Source organism: Pseudomonas sp. MF06569 (genome assembly GCF_059862735.1).
In genome coordinates, this window is record NZ_JCBCUZ010000005.1 from 16,425 (window position 1) to 33,963 (window position 17,539).

17 protein-coding genes are annotated in these 17,539 nt (G+C 59.7%); 11 read left to right on the forward strand and 6 right to left on the reverse strand.

The window, feature by feature from the left end:
- The first annotated feature begins 21 nt into the window (after nucleotides 1–21).
- The 3 genes from AC19YQ_RS06910 (at nucleotide 22) to AC19YQ_RS06920 (ending at nucleotide 2,657) form a co-directional block, all read left to right on the forward strand.
- Nucleotides 22–1,299, forward strand: a complete 1,278-nt coding sequence (locus AC19YQ_RS06910; protein WP_133077755.1) for a flavohemoglobin expression-modulating QEGLA motif protein — start codon at nucleotides 22–24, stop codon at nucleotides 1,297–1,299.
- A gap of 123 nt (nucleotides 1,300–1,422) precedes the next feature.
- Nucleotides 1,423–2,334: an alpha/beta hydrolase gene (locus AC19YQ_RS06915; protein ID WP_326397430.1), complete on the forward strand. Its 912-nt coding sequence runs from the start codon at nucleotides 1,423–1,425 to the stop codon at nucleotides 2,332–2,334.
- Nucleotides 2,331–2,657, forward strand: a complete 327-nt coding sequence (locus AC19YQ_RS06920; RefSeq protein WP_019822129.1) for a PA3694 family proteiin — start codon at nucleotides 2,331–2,333, stop codon at nucleotides 2,655–2,657. Before AC19YQ_RS06915 ends, AC19YQ_RS06920 begins: the two co-directional genes overlap by 4 nt.
- Nucleotides 2,658–2,735: 78 nt before the next feature.
- Here AC19YQ_RS06920 and lptF read toward each other — a convergent pair whose 3' ends face one another.
- Both lptF and AC19YQ_RS06930 read right to left on the reverse strand, forming a co-directional pair.
- Nucleotides 2,736–3,515, reverse strand: coding sequence for a lipotoxin F family OmpA-related lipoprotein LptF (lptF, locus tag AC19YQ_RS06925; RefSeq protein ID WP_326397431.1), 780 nt, complete (start codon nucleotides 3,513–3,515; stop codon nucleotides 2,736–2,738).
- 66 nt (nucleotides 3,516–3,581) lie between these two features.
- Complete coding sequence (locus AC19YQ_RS06930) at nucleotides 3,582–3,995, reverse strand: DUF4398 domain-containing protein (protein ID WP_019822131.1); 414 nt, start codon at nucleotides 3,993–3,995, stop codon at nucleotides 3,582–3,584.
- A 270-nt stretch (nucleotides 3,996–4,265) separates the two neighbouring features.
- Here AC19YQ_RS06930 and ppc point away from each other — a divergent pair, with 270 nt between their 5' ends.
- The 5 genes from ppc (at nucleotide 4,266) to AC19YQ_RS06955 (ending at nucleotide 9,905) form a co-directional block, all read left to right on the forward strand.
- Entirely contained in the window at nucleotides 4,266–6,896 is a 2,631-nt protein-coding gene (ppc, locus tag AC19YQ_RS06935) for a phosphoenolpyruvate carboxylase (protein WP_219261643.1), read from the forward strand.
- Nucleotides 6,897–7,183: 287 nt separating this feature from the next.
- On the forward strand, nucleotides 7,184–7,831 hold the full coding sequence (adk, locus tag AC19YQ_RS06940) for an adenylate kinase (RefSeq protein WP_095001284.1): 648 nt from the start codon (nucleotides 7,184–7,186) through the stop codon (nucleotides 7,829–7,831).
- 95 nt (nucleotides 7,832–7,926) lie between these two features.
- Complete coding sequence (gene tsaB / locus AC19YQ_RS06945; protein ID WP_133077751.1) at nucleotides 7,927–8,610, forward strand: tRNA (adenosine(37)-N6)-threonylcarbamoyltransferase complex dimerization subunit type 1 TsaB; 684 nt, start codon at nucleotides 7,927–7,929, stop codon at nucleotides 8,608–8,610.
- A gap of 125 nt (nucleotides 8,611–8,735) precedes the next feature.
- Nucleotides 8,736–9,032 carry a hypothetical protein gene (locus AC19YQ_RS06950; protein WP_019822138.1) on the forward strand — a complete coding sequence of 99 codons (297 nt, stop codon included), beginning with the start codon at nucleotides 8,736–8,738 and terminating at the stop codon, nucleotides 9,030–9,032.
- A gap of 3 nt (nucleotides 9,033–9,035) precedes the next feature.
- The gene (locus tag AC19YQ_RS06955) at nucleotides 9,036–9,905 is read left to right on the forward strand and encodes a DUF72 domain-containing protein (protein ID WP_133077750.1); all 870 of its coding nucleotides are present in this window, start codon (nucleotides 9,036–9,038) and stop codon (nucleotides 9,903–9,905) included.
- Here the strand turns inward: AC19YQ_RS06955 and AC19YQ_RS06960 are convergent.
- On the reverse strand, nucleotides 9,902–10,522 hold the full coding sequence (locus AC19YQ_RS06960; RefSeq protein WP_326397433.1) for an energy transducer TonB: 621 nt from the start codon (nucleotides 10,520–10,522) through the stop codon (nucleotides 9,902–9,904). The two genes, AC19YQ_RS06955 and AC19YQ_RS06960, sit on opposite strands and share 4 nt — an antisense overlap.
- Nucleotides 10,523–10,615: 93 nt before the next feature.
- Between AC19YQ_RS06960 and AC19YQ_RS06965 the strand changes: the two genes are divergently transcribed.
- Nucleotides 10,616–11,398 (forward strand): class I SAM-dependent methyltransferase, encoded by a 783-nt coding sequence (locus AC19YQ_RS06965; protein WP_219261638.1) that lies wholly within the window; start codon nucleotides 10,616–10,618, stop codon nucleotides 11,396–11,398.
- Between the two features lie 19 nt (nucleotides 11,399–11,417).
- Here AC19YQ_RS06965 and AC19YQ_RS06970 read toward each other — a convergent pair whose 3' ends face one another.
- Nucleotides 11,418–12,056, reverse strand: a complete 639-nt coding sequence (locus AC19YQ_RS06970; RefSeq protein WP_133077747.1) for a TetR/AcrR family transcriptional regulator — start codon at nucleotides 12,054–12,056, stop codon at nucleotides 11,418–11,420.
- Between the two features lie 89 nt (nucleotides 12,057–12,145).
- On the opposite strand from AC19YQ_RS06970, the gene AC19YQ_RS06975 reads away from it, so the two are divergent.
- Both AC19YQ_RS06975 and AC19YQ_RS06980 read left to right on the forward strand, forming a co-directional pair.
- Complete coding sequence (locus tag AC19YQ_RS06975; protein ID WP_326427317.1) at nucleotides 12,146–13,246, forward strand: efflux RND transporter periplasmic adaptor subunit; 1,101 nt, start codon at nucleotides 12,146–12,148, stop codon at nucleotides 13,244–13,246.
- A 5-nt stretch (nucleotides 13,247–13,251) separates the two neighbouring features.
- Nucleotides 13,252–16,326, forward strand: coding sequence for an efflux RND transporter permease subunit (locus AC19YQ_RS06980; RefSeq protein WP_326397437.1), 3,075 nt, complete (start codon nucleotides 13,252–13,254; stop codon nucleotides 16,324–16,326).
- A gap of 110 nt (nucleotides 16,327–16,436) precedes the next feature.
- On the opposite strand, the gene AC19YQ_RS06985 is transcribed toward AC19YQ_RS06980, so the two are convergent.
- Nucleotides 16,437–17,126, reverse strand: coding sequence for a DUF4197 domain-containing protein (locus AC19YQ_RS06985; protein WP_326397439.1), 690 nt, complete (start codon nucleotides 17,124–17,126; stop codon nucleotides 16,437–16,439).
- 14 nt (nucleotides 17,127–17,140) lie between these two features.
- Nucleotides 17,141–17,539: a YbaY family lipoprotein gene (locus tag AC19YQ_RS06990; protein WP_326397440.1), complete on the reverse strand. Its 399-nt coding sequence runs from the start codon at nucleotides 17,537–17,539 to the stop codon at nucleotides 17,141–17,143.

Below are 17,539 nucleotides of genomic sequence, written 5' to 3' on the forward strand. Positions count from 1 at the left end.
CTTAATTAAAGGAAGCTTCCGGTGGACGACTACCAGCGCACGATACGCACGTTGTCTGACCGCATCGTGCTGGCACAAACACCGATCCGCGTGCTGGATGCGGTGAAGTGGGACGACAGCATCCGCCAAGGCTTTTTAAAGGCCAAGGGCAAGGAAATGCCCGCGGTCAATCGCGACTATTACCTCGGCCGGCCGCTGTCCTTTGATTCGGCGGCGGTGAAGTCCGAGTTTCAGAACATCGAGCGTGATATCACTCGCCAGCTGGGGCAGTTCAACCCGGTCGGGCAGATCATGCGCCGTATGTGCAAAGAGTACCGGATGGTGGTGCGCATGCTTGAAGCGCGCGGCACTGAAGATTTCGGTCTGATCTCCCAGGAACTGTATGGCGCGGCCTCCGACGCGTTCCATGCCGGCGACCCGACCCTGGCCGACCTGGGCCTGATGATGTCCGACTACCTGGACAACATCGACGGGCGTGGCGCGCTCAAGGACGAAGCCAAGACCCTGACGGCCAAGGATGCCGTGAACCTGCTGCAAAGCCGTCTGAACAAGGTGTTTGGCGAGGCCGAAGAGACCATCCGCGTGTTCGAGTCCGACGGCATTGTCGCGGATGCGGCGGCGGGGGCCGATTACATCAAGATCCGCACGGATGCGATGTTCAACGAACGCGACGTGCGAGCGCTGGAAGTTCACGAAGGGCTGGTGCATGTGGGCACCACGCTCAATGGTCTGAACCAGCCGATCTGCACCTTCCTGTCCAAGGGGCCGCCGTCGTCCACCGTGACCCAGGAGGGGCTGGCGATTCTGATGGAGATCATCACCTTTGCCTCCTACCCCAGCCGCCTGCGCAAACTGACCAACCGCACCCGTGCCATTCATATGGTGGAGGAGGGCGCGGACTTTATGCAGGTGTACGAGTTCTTCCGTGAGCAAGGCTTTGAGATGCCAGAAAGCTATGGCAATGCGAGTCGGGTTTTCCGTGGGTCGGTGCCAAACGGCCTGCCATTCACCAAAGACTTGTCCTACCTCAAGGGCTTCATCATGGTTTACAACTACATTCAGCTGGCCGTGCGTAAAGGCAAGCTGGAACAAGTGCCGCTGTTGTTCTGTGGCAAAACCACGCTGGAAGACATGCGTACCTTGCGCCAGTTGGTGGATGAAGGATTGGTGGTAGCACCCAAGTACTTGCCGGATCAGTTCAGGGACATGAACGCGCTCTCGGCCTGGATGTGTTTCTCCAACTTCCTCAACCATTTGAGCCTTGATCGTATCGAAGCGGATTACTCCAACATTTTGTAAGCAACACAAAACCTGTAGTCGCTGCCGAAGGCTGCGAAGGGTTGCGCAGCAAGCCGTTTTTATTGAAGGCCCCACAAACCCCATCGCAGCCTTCGGCAGCGACTACATAGGGTAGCTAGTAAGATGAAAACCCTGGCTGCACTCTGCCTGCTGTTGAGCCTCAGCGGATGCAGTTCATTGCTGTTCTATCCCGAGCCCGGTCTGCCGATCACCCCGACGGCGGCAGGCCTTGAATATCGTGACGTGACCTTGACGGCCGCCGATGGCACGCGCCTGAGTGGCTGGTGGTTGCCGGCCAAAAAAGGTGTACCCCTCAAGGGTACCGTGCTGCATCTGCACGGCAATGGCGGCAACCTGGCCTATCACCTTGGCGCTACTGCGTGGCTGCCAGCCCAGGGCTATCAGGTGCTGATGCTTGATTATCGCGGCTACGGCCTGTCCCAGGGCTCGCCGGGCTTGCCAGGGGTGTATCAGGACATCGACGCGGCGTTCGAGTGGTTGCAGCACCAGCCGCACACCCAGGGCTTGCCGCTGATTGTGCTGGGGCAAAGCCTGGGCGGCGCGATGGGGATTCACTACCTGAGCGAGCACCCGCAGCAGCGGGCGCGAATCACGGCCATGGTGCTCGATGGCGTTCCGGCCAGTTACCGCGAAGTGGGGCAGTTTGCCTTGAGTACGTCCTGGCTGACCTGGCCGTTGCAAGTGCCGTTATCGTGGCTGGTGCCCGATGCCGACAGTGCCATCTATGCCATGCCGCACATGGGCGGCGTGCCGATGCTGATCTTCCACAGCCTGGATGATCCGGTCGTGCCGCTTTCCAATGGCCTGCGCCTGTATCAAGCTGCGCCCCTGCCCAAGGTGCTGCAACTGACCCGTGGTGGTCACGTACAGACATTTGCCGACCCGACCTGGCGTCAGGTGATGCTGCGTTACCTGGATGACCCCCAACATTTCAATGGCGTGCGGCGACTGGGCGAAATCGCCAATTACCCCGCCTCACCGAACACCGAACGTGAACCCGAGAGCCAACAATGAGTGAAGAACGCAACGCCATCCCCCTGATCATTACCGGTATCTGCAGCATCATCGGCACAGTGGGGGCCCTGTGGTACTACGGCTACCTGCACTTCGCCAAGCCTGAAGACGCCTTGCTGCTCAGTGACTACACCATGCTCAAGACCATCCCGGGCGAAGACTATAAAGTCTCCCTCACCCCGGCCAATCAGGTGGCGAAGTGCATTGACGGCATCATCGTGTTGTTCGATACCGAACAAAAAGGCCTGACCGGGGTACTGGTCAACAACAAGAAACAGGCGGTGCGTTGCCTGGACCAGGAAACACCGAAGCTGCAGCAGTAAAGCGCCACAGTTGTGGATTTATCTGCGCCCAAAAAAAGCCCCGCCTGATCACTCAGGCGGGGCTTTTTTTACAGGGGGTTACTGCATCGAGGAGCGCGGAGCTACAGGCTGGTTGTCATTGGAGATGGTCACTTCAACGCGACGGTTCTGGGCACGGCCCGAATCGGTGCTGTTGCTCGCGACAGGGTATTCCTTGCCATAGCCCTGAGCCACGATGCGGGTCGGGTCTACGCCTTTGCGCACCAGTGCATTACGCACCGATTCAGCACGGCGCTCAGACAACGTCTGGTTGAAAGCTGCCGAACCGACACTGTCGGTGTAACCCTCGACAATCACCTTGCGGTCCGGGTTCTGGATCAGGTACTCGGCCAGGGTATTGATATTGCGCATGCCGTTGGGCTGCAGGTCGGACTTGCCGAACTGGAACAGCACATCACCAAAGGTGACCAGCGTGCCGCGCTCGGTTTGCTTGGCGCTCATGCCCTTGAGTTGCTTGATCTGCGCATCACGGGCATCAAGCAATGCCTGGTTACGGGCTGCGCCTGCGTTCTTCAGGTTGTTTTCAGCGGTGCGCAACGCGATGGTTTGCTTGGCCACTTCAACACGCTGATTGGTCAGGTAAGCCAGTTGATCAACCTTGGACTCGTCTTCCTTGTTCAGGTAAGCCTTCTCGGCCTTGTCCAGCCATTCGCTGGCGTCCTTGGTTTCCAGCGCTGCAACCTTGGTCGACTCAGGGTTGGTTTGCAGGGCCGAGAAGTTGGTCTTGGCGTTTTCCAGGTTGACGTTCGGCTGGTGCGAGCACGCCGCCAGGCCAACGCTCAGAGCTAACAGGGCGGGGATCATTACTGTATTGCGCATGATATTTAGTCCTTTCTATCGATTAGGAGTGCTGTGTCGCCAGGTGCAGTCAAAAAGGGGCAGCGTTTATTGAACGCTGCGCATGCCTTCCTGACGCAGTTGCTGAACGGCATTCTGAGCATCCTGAACGGCCTTCTCTGCCTTGGCGGCCTGGGCTTTGCGCTCTGCTACGCGAGCGTCCCATTCCGCTTGCTCGGAGAGACGACGGGCTTCATCGTATTTTTTGTCATGCATGGCCAGCTCGGCCTGCTTGAGCTTGTCCTGAGCCGACTTCATTTCTACCGGTGCATATTCAGTAGCGCCTGCGCTCACGGCGTTGTTCACGGCCGATTGGGTCACGGCGTACTGCTCTGACGGTGGATTTCCAGCACAACCGGCCAAAACGAAGCTGGTGCCGATTGCCAGCGCAGCCAGTTTTAGCCCGCGCAGGCGAGGGGAGGTGGTTTTGACAGTGCGGGTCATCATGGTCTTCAACTCCATTGGGAAACTCCTTAATAACAGCTAATTCCATCACGACTGGTGGCGTCACCCGGAGTGTTGGAACACGAGTTCCAGCGGTGATGGTTAATGGCTGTGACCGAAACGATTTTTGAATAGTTCAAAAAAAGATGGCAAATGGCCTAAAAGATTTTTGACCGATTGGTCAGGCGCCTATTTACGTTTTGCCCCGTGCAAGACTTGTCAAAAGCAGGCGTTGCAAAGCACTCTTGGGGACGAGCTGTCCCCCGGATACTGCTGGAGAAACTGCTGATGACCGATATTGATGCACGCTTGCGCGATGATGTTCACCTGCTGGGTGAGCTGTTGGGTAATACGATTCGTGACCAATATGGCGAAGCTTTTCTCGCCAAGATCGAGCGCATTCGCCAGGGGGCCAAGGCCGACCGGCGCGGCACTACCGGCGAAGAGCTGAGTGCGATTCTGGATGCCTTGAGCGACGATGAAGTGCTGCCGGTTGCGCGAGCGTTCAACCAGTTTTTGAACCTGGCGAACATTGCCGAGCAGTACGAGCTGATCCACCGCCGTGAAGAAGGTCAGGCCGAGCCTTTCGAGGCGCTGGTCCTGCCTCAATTGCTCGAACGGCTGCTGGCCGAAGGGCATGACCCCGAGTCGCTGGCGCGGCAGGTCAGCCGTCTTGACATCGAACTGGTGCTCACCGCACACCCCACCGAGGTGACTCGTCGCACGCTGATTCAAAAGTACGACGCAATCGCTGAGCAGTTGGCTGCCCAGGACCATCGTGACCTGACCCTTGCGGAAAAATCCGAAATCGAACAGCGCTTGCAGCGGCTGATCGCTGAAGCCTGGCACACCGAAGAAATCCGTCGCACCCGCCCCACACCTGTCGATGAGGCCAAGTGGGGGTTTGCTGTGATCGAACACTCCTTGTGGCACGCCGTGCCGCACATGCTGCGAAAGGCTGACAAGGCGCTGCATGCGGCGACCGGGTTGCACCTGCCCCTGGAGGCGGCACCGATTCGCTTTGCTTCCTGGATGGGCGGCGACCGCGATGGCAACCCCAACGTCACCGCCAGCGTGACCCGCGAAGTGTTGCTGCTGGCGCGCTGGATGGCCGCTGACTTGTACCTGCGCGACATCGATAAACTGGCCGCTGACCTGTCGATGCAACAGGCCACCCCGCAGCTGTTGGCAGTCGCAGGGGAGAGTGCCGAGCCGTACCGCGCCGTGCTCAAGCAATTGCGTGAGCGCCTGCGGGCGACCCGCAGCTGGGCCCATAGCGCCCTGAACAGCACGCAGCCTGCACCGAGCGATGTGTTGCAGGACAATCGCGAGCTGCTGGAGCCGCTGCAGCTTTGCTATCAATCACTGCATGCCTGCGGCATGGGCGTGATCGCTGATGGCCCATTGCTCGATTTCCTTCGCCGAGCCGTGACGTTTGGCCTGTTTCTGGTGCGCCTCGATGTGCGTCAGGACGCGGCCCGTCACGCCTCGGCCATGACCGAAATCACCGACTACCTGGGCCTTGGCCGCTATGAAGACTGGGACGAAGATGCGCGCCTGATCTTCCTGATGCGCGAGTTGAACAACCGTCGCCCGTTGTTGCCCAGCTACTTCAAGCCCGGTGCCGACACCGCCGAAGTACTGGCGACCTGTCGCGAAGTGGCAGCCGCACCGGGGGCTTCCCTGGGGTCCTATGTGATCTCGATGGCCGGTGCCGCCTCTGATGTTCTGGCCGTGCAACTGCTGCTCAAAGAGGCCGGGCTTGAGCGCCCGATGCGTGTGGTTCCGTTGTTTGAAACCCTGGCCGACCTGGACAACGCGGGACCGGTGATCGAGCGGCTGTTGCTGTTGCCGGGTTATCGCGCACACCTGAAGGGCCCGCAGGAAGTGATGATCGGCTACTCCGACTCTGCCAAGGATGCGGGCACCACTGCGGCGGCCTGGGCGCAGTACCGGGCGCAGGAGTCACTGGTCAATATCTGCCGCGAGCAAGGCGTTGAATTGTTGTTGTTCCATGGTCGTGGCGGCACCGTGGGGCGCGGCGGTGGCCCGGCTCACGCGGCGATCCTGTCGCAGCCGCCGGGCTCTGTCGCGGGGCGCTTCCGTACCACGGAACAGGGCGAAATGATCCGTTTCAAGTTCGGCCTGCCGGACATTGCCGAGCAGAATCTCAATCTCTACCTGGCGGCCGTACTGGAAGCCACCTTGCTCCCGCCGCCCCTGCCGGAACCTGGCTGGCGGGTACTGATGGACGAATTGGCAGCTGACGGGGTCAAGGCCTACCGTGGGGTGGTGCGTGATAATCCACAGTTCGTGGAGTACTTCCGCCAGTCAACGCCGGAGCAGGAACTGGGGCGATTGCCGCTGGGAAGTCGTCCGGCCAAACGCCGGGCAGGCGGGATTGAAAGCCTGCGGGCCATCCCGTGGATTTTCGGCTGGACCCAGACCCGCCTGATGCTGCCCGCCTGGCTGGGTTGGGAAACCGCACTGAGCCAGGCACTGGCACGGGGCGAAGGCGAGCAGTTGGCACAAATGCGCGAGCAGTGGCCGTTCTTCCGTACCCGCATCGACATGCTGGAAATGGTCCTGGCCAAGGCCGATGCCGATATCGCCCGGCTCTACGACGAGCGTTTGGTGAGCCCGGAACTGCTGCCATTGGGTGCGCACTTGCGCGACCTATTGTCGCAGGCGTGCTCGGTGGTGCTGGGCTTGACCGGTCAGGCGCAGTTGATGGCACACAGCCCCGAGACCCTTGAATTCATCCGCTTGCGCAACACTTACCTCGATCCTCTTCATCTATTGCAGGCCGAGCTTCTGGCACGTTCGCGACGCCAGCAAGCGGCGCAGGACAGCCCTCTGGAACAAGCGTTGCTGGTGACTGTGGCCGGGATCGCGGCAGGCTTGCGTAACACCGGTTAAAGCAAAAGAGCGGCGAATGTCGCGCCAAGGCAGGCGGGGGGCCGGGCCGGATTGATGCCGACCCCCGTGCGGGCGCGACACTTTATTGTGGGGTTGCGACCTGTGACACCCGGCCGCAGAGGCCGGTTTGCCTGTAATTTTTCCTACTTTGGGCGGCTTGTGTGGGCCGGGCCTGCTGTGTATCTTGATCAGCCCTTGGCCGTTTTGATGGCCATAATCCGATTTTGAGACTGGCCCAAAGAGGCGAGTCTGTTGTCATTTAAATAAAAAATTTGAGGAGCACATCGATGCGCGTAATTCTGCTGGGAGCTCCCGGGGCCGGTAAAGGTACTCAGGCAAAGTTCATCACTGAAAAATTTGGCATCCCGCAAATCTCCACCGGCGACATGTTGCGTGCAGCCGTTAAAGCCGGCACCGAGCTGGGCCTGATCGCCAAAGGCGTAATGGACAGCGGTGGTCTGGTATCCGATGACCTGATCATCAACCTGGTGAAAGAGCGCATTGCTCAGCCAGACTGCGTCAACGGTTTCCTGTTCGACGGTTTCCCGCGCACCATTCCGCAAGCTGAAGCCCTGGTAAAAGCCGGTGTGGAGCTGGACCACGTGCTGGAAATCGCCGTTGAAGACGAAGAGATCGTTCAGCGTATTGCCGGCCGTCGTGTACACGAAGCTTCGGGCCGCGTTTACCACACCGTCTACAACCCGCCAAAAGTGGAAGGCAAGGACGATGTGACCGGCGAAGACCTGGTACAGCGCAAGGACGACACCGAAGAAACCGTTCGTCACCGCCTGTCGGTCTACCACTCGCAAACCAAGCCGCTGGTGGACTTCTACCAGAAGCTGGCTGCTGCCCAGGGCAAGCCCAAGTACAGCCACGTTGAAGGTGTTGGCTCGGTCGAATCGATCACGGCCAAGGTGCTTGAAGCGCTGAGCTGATAAGTCGATTTTGCGTCATCACAACAGCCCGCTTGCGGGCTGTTGTTGTTTATACTGCTGCACTTTTTTCAATTCTGATTCTGACGGGAACACCGATGAGCACCTTGCTGGCCCTGGATACCGCGACTGAAGCTTGCTCAGTTGCCTTGTTGCACGATGGCAAGGTTACTAGCCACTACGAGGTGATCCCGCGCCTGCACGCGCAAAAGCTGTTGCCGATGATCAAAGACTTGCTGGCTGCGGCCGGGATCGAGTTGTCGGCGGTCGATGCCATTGCTTTTGGCCGCGGTCCTGGCGCCTTTACCGGTGTGCGCATTGCCATTGGCGTGGTCCAGGGGCTGGCCTTTGCGCTGGAGCGCCCGGTGTTGCCGATCTCCAATCTGGCGGTACTGGCCCAGCGAGCCCATCGCGAGCACGGCGCGACCCAGGTGGTGTCGGCCATCGATGCGCGAATGGACGAAGTGTATTGGGGTTGCTATCGCGAGCAGGCGGGGGAGATGCGTCTGCAAGGCGCTGAAGCCGTGCTCGCACCGGAAGCAACTGCCTTGCCGGATGGCGCCAGCGGTGACTGGTTTGGCGCCGGGACTGGCTGGGGGTATGCCGAGCGCTTGAACGTCAAGCCGTACGCAATGGACGCAGGCATGTTGCCTCACGCCGAAGACCTGCTGACCCTGGCCCGATTTGCCTGGGCCCGTGGCGAGGCCATCCGGGCCGATGATGCACAGCCGGTGTACTTGCGCGACAAGGTGGCAGCTACAAAAGCTGAACGTGGCGTTTGATCCGCTGTTGTAGCCGCTGACGAACGCAGCCTCGTTCCTTCGGCAGCGACTACAAAATAGCCGGCCCATTTGCTTAGTCTTGCCAGCGCCGCTAAATTGTAACTATCGCTAACGAGCTTGTTGCCATGCGCATTGACGGCTTTTCTTCCCAGTCCTACCCGATCAAGCGCAAGCCGCGTAAAGGTCAGCCGCTGGTCGATGAGTCGGTTGACGACAATGAAGCCTCGTTCGAAAACACCCCCCAGGCTGCCCGTACCCCACCTTCCGGTGAGCGCATCAGCCAGTTGCCGGTCCGTTCCCAGGACATGATCTTCCAGCGTGCCATGAGCAAAAGCGCAGCCAGTGCCCTTGCCAGCTACCTGACCACCGCAGGCTTCGTCGATTGGGAAACAGAAGTGCTGGGGCTGGATCTGTATATTTGAGCCATGACCCTCACGTCCCTCCCTTATTACCTCGGTTGTCCGTCCTGGAGTGAAAACGCCTGGCGCGAAGGCCTGTACCCGCAGAACGCGCGTTCAACTGATTTCCTGAGCCTGTATGCGCAGGTCTTCAATGCCGTCGAAGGCAACACCACGTTCTATGCCCGCCCGGCACCGGCCACGGTTGAACGCTGGGCGCAAAGCCTGCCTGAACACTTCAGGTTCACCGCCAAGTTTCCACGGGATATCAGCCACGGCGGCGATTTGCGTGAGCAGTTGCAAGCCGCTGAAGATTTCTTGCAACTCATGGGGCCCCTGGGGGGGCGGGTAGCGCCGTTTTGGCTGCAACTGCCAGCCAGTTTCGGGCCTCAGCGCTTGAGCGAGCTGGTGAGCTTCATGGACACCTTGCAGCGCCCGCTGGCCATTGAGGTTCGTCATCCGGAGTTCTTTGCCAGGGGCGATGCCGAGCGGCTGCTCAACCGCTTGCTGATGGATCGCGGTGTCGAGCGTATCTGCCTTGATCCCCGGGCACTGTTCAGTTGCCACTCGACCGATCCTGCCGTGCTCCACGCTCAATCGAAAAAGCCCAAAGTGCCGCCTCGCCCGGCGGCCTTTACCCAATGTCCGCAGGTGCGATTTATTGGCCGCCCGGAGCTGGAGGCCAACGATCCTTATTTGTTGCCCTGGATTGAAAAAGTCGCGGGCTGGATCGAGGAGGGGCGTACGCCCTACGTGTTTTTGCATACGCCGGACAATCACCGCGCTCCTGAGCTGGCGCGGCGTTTTCATCGCCAATTGAGTGAGCGCTTACCGGGCCTGCCCCCACTGCCCGAGTTGCATCAATCCCAGGCTCGCGAGCAACTGGGCCTGCTTTAAGCGGCCAGGCGCAGGTTGTTGATGACAATCGGGCGGGCCCAGCCCAGGTCGAAGTCCATCGCCCGTTGTTGCTCTATCAGCGTAATGGCGTCGAATGGCTCGGCGGGGGGTGGCAGCAAGTCCTGTTCAAACTCGGCTATGGGCAGATGCAAAGGTCGTGGCTCAGGCCCCGGGCCTGGATCGGGCAGCGGATGACCCTGGGTCATGACGATCGGGCGCACCCATGTGTTGTTGAAATCTTGCTGGTGCTGTTGCTCGACAATGTCTTCAGGCGGGTAGGGCACGGCGGGTGGCGGCAGCAGGTCCAGTTCGAATTCGGCAATGGGCAAGAACAGGGCTTCAGGCGGGCGCAGTTCGGTGTCCTGAACCTCGCAGTGGCGCTGGATCACGATAGTGCCCAACAGGTGGGTGCCACCACGGGGCTCGGCGTTTTCAGTACTGGCTGGCAGCTCGGCATCCATGGCCGCCAATGCATCGGTACCGGACTGTTCTGCCAACGCCTGGGCGTAGAAGTCCTTCCACAGGTGATTGACGCTGCCTGTGATCTGCGAATTGTGGCGGCCAAAGTCGCCAATTGGCGCAATAAAGCCGATAGGTGCGCAATGAATGTCTGACATAGCTCTCGGTCGACGCCCAGCTCTGGCAAAATGGCGGATATTTCATTTATCGGCAGCCTTTGCCGATCATTAAATTTTTGAGCGTGTTTTTAGATGATTGAGCAAGCAGCGGGCTGTCGTATCAAAGTCGAAGCGCTGGACGAGGCCTTTCAGGCCTTGGCCGAGCAATGGGCTGAGCGCCTGGGTTTGCCTCTGGATGAGCCTGACGCGGAGTTCGCCTTGCAGTTGAGCGCCCAGGGTTTGCAGTTGCAGCAACTGGGGCCGGATGCGCCAGGTCCGGTGCGGGTCGACTTTGTCGAAGGCGGTGCGGCCCATCGTCGTTTGTTTGGCGGCGGTACGGGGCAGATGATTGCCAAGGCGGTGGGTATTCAGCAAGGCGTGCGCCCACGGGTGCTGGATGCCACGGCGGGCTTGGGCAAGGACGCGTTCGTGCTGGCAAGCCTGGGCTGTGAGATGAGCCTGATCGAGCGCCAGCCGCTGATCGGTGCCTTGCTTGAGGACGGGCTGGCCCGTGGCCTGGATGACTTTGAAGTGGCGCCAATCGTGTCGCGCATGCACTTGCTCAAAGGCAACTCGATTGAAGTGATGCGCAATTGGGAGGGGGAGCCACCGCAGGTGATCTACCTGGACCCCATGTTCCCCCATCGTGAGAAAACCGCGCTGGTGAAAAAAGAAATGCGCCTGTTTCGCCCGTTAGTGGGCGATGACAATGATGCTCCGGCCCTGCTTGAAGCTGCGTTGGCGCTGGCGACCCACCGTGTGGTGGTCAAGCGGCCCCGCAAGGCACCGTGCATTGCGGGGCCCAAGCCAAGTCATGCGCTGGATGGCAAATCGAGCCGGTACGATATCTATCCGAAGAAAGCACTCAAGCCCTGAACATGTGGGAGCGGGTGTTTCACTCTGGTCGATAAGCCCGCATGAACATCCCCACCACTTCCTGCACATGGGCTTCGCTTTCCTGCGGCCCCAGCGGTTCACCGCCGCCAAACAGCAGGCGAAAGTTGGGGGCGCCTTTGAGCATGCAGAAGAAGTGTTCTGCCGCGTAATGCGGGTCGTCGATCCGCAGCGCGCCGCTCTGATCCATCTTGCGCAGCAACCCCTCCATCTCGTGCACCACGCGCTCCGGTCCGGCCTCAAGGAAGATCTGCGAAAGCTTTGGATCCTGGCTGCCGAGGGTGACCATCAATCGGTGCAGATTCAGTGATTCTTCACTGTTGATCAGGACTTGAAAGCCTCGGGCAATGTTCAGCAACACCCCTTCAATGGGCTTGCCGGCCGGCAGCTCAAAAAACAGTACCGGTAGCTGCTCTGTGCATTTGGACATGATCGCCGAAGAAAACAGGGTCTCCTTGTCGGTGAAGTGACTGTAGACCGTCAGTTTTGACACGCCCGCCAGGCCCGCAACGGCATCCATGCTGGTGTTGGCATAGCCCTTGGTCAAAAACAGGGTTTTGGCGGCGTCGAGGATGGACTGGCGTTTTGCCAGGTCCTTGGGGCGGCCGAGAGCGTTAGGGGGTAAAGGATGGTCAGACATAGCCGTTTATTACTGGACTGGTGAGTTTAGTATTAATAACATGCTGCCAGTATAAATATTCCAAGCCCCTTTAGCGAAAGGTCGTCAACATGTTGCGCCATGCCTTGTCCCGCGCTGTGCCTGTCTGTCTGGTGTTTTTATTGTCTGGATGCGGGCAGCAAGAGCCTGCAAAAATCAGCATCAGCCCGGCGATGGTGGTGCATCCGCAGCCTTCAGCGCTGGCAAGTCAGAGCTATCCCGGCGAAGTGCGCGCGCGTTTCGATCCGCAACTGGCGTTTCGTATCGCAGGCAAAGTCACCAGGCGCCTGGTCGATGAAGGTGAGCGGGTCAAGGCCAATCAGCCCCTGGCAGAGCTGGACCCGCAAGACGTGCGCCTGCAACTGGACGCTACCCGTGCTCAAGTGGCGGCAGGGCAGGCCAATCTGAACCTGGTGCGTGCTGAGCGCGATCGCTACAAGACCCTGCTGGATCGGCAGATGGTCAGCCGCTCACAGTTCGACAACGCCGAAAACCTCTACCGCTCTGGCGTTGCCAAGCTCCAGCAGCTCAAGGCCGAGCAGGATGTGGCCAGCAATCAGGCCAGCTATGCCGTGTTGCGCGCCCCACAAGATGGCGTGATCGCCCAGCGCCAGGTTGAAGTGGGGCAAGTGGTCAATGCCGGGCAAACCGTGTTCACCCTGGCAGCCGATGGTGAGCGTGAAGTGCTGATCAGCCTGCCGGAGCAGGATTTCAGCCGCTTCAAGATCGGTATGCCGGTGGCGGTTGAGTTGTGGTCGCAGCCCGGCCAGCGTTTCAGCGGCCGTATCCGCGAGCTGTCGCCATCGGCAGATCCAAAGTCACGTACCTTTGCTGCCCGTATCACGTTCACCTCTGGCAAGGTGCCTGCCGAACTGGGCCAAAGTGCCAGGGTTTTCATTCAGGGCGAAGGCGACAGTTCGCTGTCGGTGCCGCTGTCAGCCTTGACCGCCGAGAACGGCGCGGCCTACGTGTGGCGAGTCGGCCAAGGCAACAAGCTTGAGCAAGTGCCGGTGCGTGTGGGGCCTTTTGGCGAAAAAAGCGTGCCGGTTCTCGAAGGCCTCAAGGCCGATGACTGGATCGTCGCTGCCGGCGTGCATGTGCTGCATCCCGGGCAAGAGGTGCGGCCGATTGATCGCTCCAACCGGGCAATCAATGTTTCGGCCAAGGAGTAACCCCCATGGGCTTTAACCTTTCTGCCTGGGCGTTGCGCAATCGCCAGATCGTCCTGTTCCTGATGCTGTTGCTAGCTATTGTCGGCGGGCTTTCGTACACCAAATTAGGGCAAAGCGAAGACCCACCGTTCACCTTCAAGGCCATGGTCATTCGCACCCTGTGGCCGGGTGCTACGGCTGAGGAAGTCTCTCGGCAGGTCACCGAACGTATTGAAAAAAAGCTGATGGAGACCGGTGAGTACGAGCGCATTGTTTCGTTCTCGCGCCCTGGCGAGTCGCAAGTGACCTTTATGGCCCGCGATTCGATGCACTCGAATCAGATTCCGGAGCTGTGGTATCAGGTTCGCAAAAAGATCAGTGACATTCGCCACACCTTGCCGCCTGATGTGCAGGGGCCGTTTTTCAACGATGAATTCGGTACGACCTTCGGCAATATCTACAGCTTGAGCGGTGAAGGTTACGACTACGCGGTGCTCAAAGACTACGCCGACCGCATCCAGATCCAGCTACAACGGGTCAAGGATGTAGGCAAGGTTGAATTGCTGGGGCTGCAGGACGAAAAAATCTGGATCGAGCTGTCCAACCTCAAACTGGCCACCTTGGGCTTGCCGCTGGCCGCCGTGCAAAAAGCCCTTGAGGAGCAAAACGCAGTGTCGACTGCGGGCTTCTTTGAAACACCGACAGAACGGGTGCAACTGCGCGTCAGCGGTAATTTCAAGACGGTAGAGGAGATCGAACGTTTCCCGATCCGCGTGGGCGAGCGCACCTTTCGCATCAGCGACGTGGCGGATGTGCGTCGCGGCTTTAATGATCCACCGGCACCGCGTATGCGCTTTATGGGCCAGGATGCGATAGGTCTGGCCGTGGCTATGAAAGACGGTGGCGATATCCTGGTGCTGGGCAAGGCGCTGGATACCGAGTTCGAACGGATCCAGAAGAACCTTCCGGCCGGGATGCAATTGGGCAAGGTCTCTGACCAGCCAGCGGCTGTGAAAACCAGTGTCGGCGAGTTCGTTCAAGTGTTGGTGGAAGCCCTGGTGATCGTGCTGCTGGTCAGCTTCTTCTCCCTGGGTGCGCGCACCGGCATGGTGGTGGCACTGACCATCCCGCTGGTGCTGGCAATGACGTTTGCCGCCATGCATTACTTCGGGATCGGCCTGCACAAGATTTCACTGGGGGCGTTGGTGCTGGCCCTGGGCTTGTTGGTGGACGACGCGATCATTGCCGTGGAAATGATGGCGATCAAGATGGAGCAGGGTTACGACCGGATGAAGGCGGCGAGCTTCGCCTGGACCAGTACCGCGTTCCCCATGCTCACCGGTACGCTGATCACGGCAGCAGGCTTTTTGCCGATTGCCATGGCGCAGTCGAGCACGGGTGAGTACACCCGCTCGATTTTCCAGGTGGTGACCATTGCCCTGTTGGCGTCGTGGATTGCGGCGGTGGTGTTTGTGCCGTATCTGGGGGCGCTGTTGTTGCCGGACCTGGCGAAAATTCATGCCGCCAAACACGGTTCGGGCGCAGGTGCTCCCGACCCTTACGCCACACCGTTTTACCAGCGGGTCCGACGGTTGGTGGAGTGGTGCGTCACCCGGCGCAAGACCGTGATTGCATTGACGGTGCTGCTGTTCCTGGGGTCGGTCGTGCTCTTCAAGTTTGTTCCGCAGCAGTTCTTTCCCGCGTCCAGCCGACTGGAATTGATGGTCGACTTGAAACTGGCCGAAGGCGCTTCGTTGAGCAATACCACCGATCAGGTCAAGCAACTCGAAGCACTGCTCAAGGACCATCCGGGTATTGCCAATTATGTGGCGTATGCCGGGACCGGCTCGCCACGCTATTACCTGCCACTGGATCAGCAGTTGCCAGCGGCCAGCTTTGCCCAGTTTGTGGTACTGGCCAAGACCATTGAGGACAGGGAAGAACTGCGCACCTGGTTGATTGACACCCTTAACGAACAATTCCCGACCGTACGCTCGCGGGTCACGCGTCTGGAAAACGGTCCGCCTGTGGGCTATCCGGTGCAGTTCCGGGTGACGGGCGAACATATCGAAGAGGTACGGGCACTGGCGCGCAAGGTGGCGGCCAAGGTTCGCGACAACCCTCATGTGGTGAACGTGCACCTGGACTGGGAAGAACCGAGCAAGGTGGTGTATCTCAACATCGATCAGGACCGTGCGCGGGCCCTGGGTGTGAGCACGGCCAACCTGTCGCGCTTTTTGCAAAGCACGTTGCTGGGATCCACCGTCAGCCAGTACCGCGAAGACAACGAGTTGATCGAAATCCTGTTGCGCGGCACGCCTCAGGAACGCACCGAGCTGGCGTTGCTGCCTAGCCTGGCGGTACCGACCGACAACGGCCAGAGCGTTGCCCTGTCGCAAGTTGCGACGCTGGAATATGGCTTCGAAGAGGGCATCATCTGGCACCGTAACCGCCTGCCGAACGTGACCGTGCGTGCGGATATCTACGGCAAGGAGCAACCGGCGACACTGGTGCAGCAGATTCTGCCGACCCTTGAGGGCGTTCGCGCCGAGCTGCCGGATGGTTATCTGCTGGACGTGGGCGGTACGGTCGAAGACTCCACCCGTGGCCAGGACTCGGTGAAGGCCGGTGTGCCGTTGTTTATCGTGGTGGTGCTGACCCTGTTGATGGTGCAGCTGCGCAGTTTCTCGCGCATGGTGATGGTGTTCCTGACGGCGCCGCTGGGGCTGATCGGGGTCACGCTGTTTCTGCTGTTGTTCGGCAAGCCGTTCGGCTTTGTGGCGATGCTGGGCACCATTGCGTTGTCGGGGATGATCATGCGCAACTCGGTGATCCTGGTGGATCAGATCGAACAGGACAAGGCGGCGGGGCTGGACCCGTGGCGGGCGATCATTGAAGCGACGGTACGGCGTTTCCGCCCGATCGTGCTGACCGCACTGGCGGCGGTACTGGCGATGATTCCACTGTCACGCAGTGTGTTCTTCGGCCCGATGGCGGTTGCCATCATGGGTGGGCTGATTGTGGCGACTGCACTGACCTTGCTGTTCTTGCCGGCGCTGTATGCGGCGTGGTTCAAGGTCAAGAAGCCAGCAGAGGCTTGAAGCCCCTGTGGGAGCGGGCAAGCCCTGCTCCCACAGGGTTTGTGTGGCTCACATCATCCGGGCCTGGGCACCCATTGTTGTGGAGGCGGGCAAGCCCGCCTTCGCAAGGGTTACAGCGTTCCGAAGACTTTTTTCGCCAAACTGGTAGCAGCCGCTGCCGGGTTCTGGCGGATGGTTTCTTCCTGTTTGCCGATCATTTCGAACAAGCCGTCCAGGGCCTTTTCGGTCACGTAGCTTTCGATGTTGGCGCTTTTGGCGTCCACCACACCCAGCGTGGCGGCTTGCCCTGCAAATGAGTTGTACTGCTGGGCCAGACCGACCTTGTCCGTGGCGGCCTTGACGATAGGCAGGAACTTGGCGCGGATCTGGTCCCGGCTACTTTTGCTCAGGTATTGGGTCGCCGAATCCTGGCCGCCGCTGAGGATGCCCTTGGCATCCGCCACGGTCATTTTCTTCACCGCATCGACCAGCAGGGCTTGCGCCTGTGGCACGGCCGCTTCTGCGGCTTTGTTCATGCTGGTTTCGAGTTGATCGACCTGATCGCCCATGCCGAATTGCTTCATCTTTTTCGCGACTTTGCCAAGGTTGCCCGGCAGCTCGATCTTGACTTCGGGGTTATTGCTGAAGCCCCCGGGGGTGCCCAGTTGCTTGACCGCAATTTGCGCACCTTGGGTCAGGGCATCTTTGAGGCCGCCCGTGGCGTCGCCTTGGGACAGATCGCTCAGCGATAACGCCAGGGCATTGGCCGAAATCAACAGGCCTGCGCAGAGGCCCGCAAAGCGTATGGAAAGTCGCAGCATGGCAAACTCCTTGATTAGCGAACCTGATCGACACGCAGGCGGACAGGTTGCTGGGTTTTTGCAGTCAGATCGACGCTGTTGCGCTCTGTGCTGATAAACAGCAACTGGCCGTTCTCTTCGATCCGCGCACTCACCGCGTAGGTATGGCCGGGTTTGATCTGCGCCGGGTCATAGGTCAAGTGAAATGGCAGGGGTACCTGGCCCTTGATTGGGCCACTTTGCTTGGCAAGTGTCACCGCTGGAGCGTCGGCCAGCGATACATCCTGCAAGTTAACTTCCAGTGTAGCTGTAGGCGGCAGGGCAATACGCTGCAGGTAGAACACTTCGCCATCGAGGGATGCTTGAGGGGTCGAGGTCATAGAGCTACAGGCTCCAAGCAGGGCGGTGAGGCTGAGTAAAAGTACTTTTTTCAT

Bases quoted from the DNA above. Each gene is read 5' to 3' on its own strand.
- AC19YQ_RS06915 (WP_326397430.1), top strand. From the start codon at position 1,423: ATGAAAACCCTGGCTGCACTCTGCCTGCTGTTGAGCCTCAGCGGATGC.
- AC19YQ_RS06920 (WP_019822129.1), top strand. From the start codon at position 2,331: ATGAGTGAAGAACGCAACGCCATCCCCCTGATCATTACCGGTATCTGC.
- lptF (WP_326397431.1), bottom strand. From the start codon at position 3,515: ATGCGCAATACAGTAATGATCCCCGCCCTGTTAGCTCTGAGCGTTGGC.
- AC19YQ_RS06930 (WP_019822131.1), bottom strand. From the start codon at position 3,995: ATGGAGTTGAAGACCATGATGACCCGCACTGTCAAAACCACCTCCCCT.
- ppc (WP_219261643.1), top strand. From the start codon at position 4,266: ATGACCGATATTGATGCACGCTTGCGCGATGATGTTCACCTGCTGGGT.
- adk (WP_095001284.1), top strand. From the start codon at position 7,184: ATGCGCGTAATTCTGCTGGGAGCTCCCGGGGCCGGTAAAGGTACTCAG.
- tsaB (WP_133077751.1), top strand. From the start codon at position 7,927: ATGAGCACCTTGCTGGCCCTGGATACCGCGACTGAAGCTTGCTCAGTT.
- AC19YQ_RS06950 (WP_019822138.1), top strand. From the start codon at position 8,736: ATGCGCATTGACGGCTTTTCTTCCCAGTCCTACCCGATCAAGCGCAAG.
- AC19YQ_RS06955 (WP_133077750.1), top strand. From the start codon at position 9,036: ATGACCCTCACGTCCCTCCCTTATTACCTCGGTTGTCCGTCCTGGAGT.
- AC19YQ_RS06960 (WP_326397433.1), bottom strand. From the start codon at position 10,522: ATGTCAGACATTCATTGCGCACCTATCGGCTTTATTGCGCCAATTGGC.
- AC19YQ_RS06965 (WP_219261638.1), top strand. From the start codon at position 10,616: ATGATTGAGCAAGCAGCGGGCTGTCGTATCAAAGTCGAAGCGCTGGAC.
- AC19YQ_RS06970 (WP_133077747.1), bottom strand. From the start codon at position 12,056: ATGTCTGACCATCCTTTACCCCCTAACGCTCTCGGCCGCCCCAAGGAC.
- AC19YQ_RS06975 (WP_326427317.1), top strand. From the start codon at position 12,146: ATGTTGCGCCATGCCTTGTCCCGCGCTGTGCCTGTCTGTCTGGTGTTT.
- AC19YQ_RS06980 (WP_326397437.1), top strand. From the start codon at position 13,252: ATGGGCTTTAACCTTTCTGCCTGGGCGTTGCGCAATCGCCAGATCGTC.
- AC19YQ_RS06985 (WP_326397439.1), bottom strand. From the start codon at position 17,126: ATGCTGCGACTTTCCATACGCTTTGCGGGCCTCTGCGCAGGCCTGTTG.
- AC19YQ_RS06990 (WP_326397440.1), bottom strand. From the start codon at position 17,539: ATGAAAAAAGTACTTTTACTCAGCCTCACCGCCCTGCTTGGAGCCTGT.